This is a genomic window from Microtetraspora sp. AC03309 (genome assembly GCF_020826795.1).
GTDB classification, from domain to species: Bacteria; Actinomycetota; Actinomycetes; order Streptosporangiales; family Streptosporangiaceae; genus Microtetraspora; species Microtetraspora glauca.
This window is the reverse complement of record NZ_JADDIL010000202.1, coordinates 1-1,308: the sequence shown is the minus strand read 5'-3', so window position 1 is coordinate 1,308 and position 1,308 is coordinate 1. Positions and strand designations below refer to the sequence as shown.

Here is a 1,308-nt window from a genome sequence, read left to right as displayed (position 1 = left end):
ACCACGTACCGCCTACTCAGATAGGGTGATCACCATGAGCGTTCCGAACCGCAGCAGATTTCGGCAGGTCGCGGACGTGATCCGCGACTCCATCCGGCGCGGGGACTATCCGCGCGGGAGCGCCATCCCCAGAGAGGACCTTCTGGCCGAGCAGCTAGGGGTCTCCAGAGCCACAGTCAATGACGCAATCCGGGTCCTCGTCGCCGAGGGCCTTGTACGCATCCACCGAGGAGTGGGCATGTTTGTGACGGACCTCCCCCCGATCCTCCGCAACGCGCAGGCCCGATATGCGGCTGCGCACCGCGAGGAGGGACACGGCGCTTTCGAAGTCGAAATTCGCCGACTGGGCCGTGAGCCGCGCGTCGAGCTGACCATTGAGCGGGTCACCCCGCCTGCCCAAGTTGCCGAGATCCTCGGAGTCCCGGCAGACGAGCCGAGCACCCTCGTTCGGGCCCGCCGCATGAGCGCCGGCGACACCCCCGTGCAGCTCGCTGACTCCTACATCCCGCTCAGCATTGCCGAGGGAACCGCCATTGAGCAGCCGGACAGCGGCACTGGCGGCATCATCAGCCGATTTGCAGAGCTTGGGCACAAGCAGGTTCGGATCTCCGAGCGCATCGCCGTACGGCCTCCGACCTCGGAAGAGGCGAAGTTCCTCGCGATGACGGAAGACCAGCGGGTCTACGAGATCACGCACACGGGATGGACCGCAGAGGGTCGCGCGGTCGAGGTCTGCGTGCACGTCATGCCGACGCATCTGTGGACCCTCGAATACGAGTGGCCCACTGAGTAGCGGATGGGCTGCGCAGCGGTCGCCCCGCAGGTCTTGCCACTCTGACCAGCAAAAAGAGGGGGGCCGGGAGTTCGCCCTCCCGGCCCCTCAAAGTCACTTCCACAGCCCTGCAGAAGGACAACAAGGATGAGGGTACCCACCCCCCCAGACAGGATCATTCCCCGCGTCGTGCGCCCGGCTGGACTTGACTGGGTGAAGTTCGACGCCGAACTCGCCCGTGACGGATCCGTCGACCCGATCGACAAGGCCCTGTACGCCGCTTTGGCCTCGTTCGTGGACTCCGAGTACCGCGACACCAACCCCGACCCAGGCGGCGACGACATCCCCACCCGTGCCCGCCTGGCCGAGTGCATCGGCCGGTCGGTGGACACCGTAGACCGGGCGACCAAGCGGCTTGAAGCCCGCGGCCTGGTGCGCGTCGACCGCCGGCGCGACCCCTTCAACCCGCGTCAACACCTGCCCAGCGTGTACGAGCTGCTCGACTACGAGCGTTGGGACGAGCGCGCGGCCGCGCG

2 protein-coding genes are annotated in these 1,308 nt (G+C 67.0%); both read left to right on the top strand.

What is annotated here, in order from left to right; genetic code table 11:
* A partial coding sequence (locus IMZ11_RS42295; RefSeq protein WP_228649165.1) for a GntR family transcriptional regulator occupies positions 1-793 on the top strand: 793 nt, incomplete at its 5' end.
* A gap of 192 nt (positions 794-985) precedes the next feature.
* A partial coding sequence (locus IMZ11_RS42290; RefSeq protein WP_228649163.1) for a helix-turn-helix domain-containing protein occupies positions 986-1,308 on the top strand: 323 nt, incomplete at its 3' end.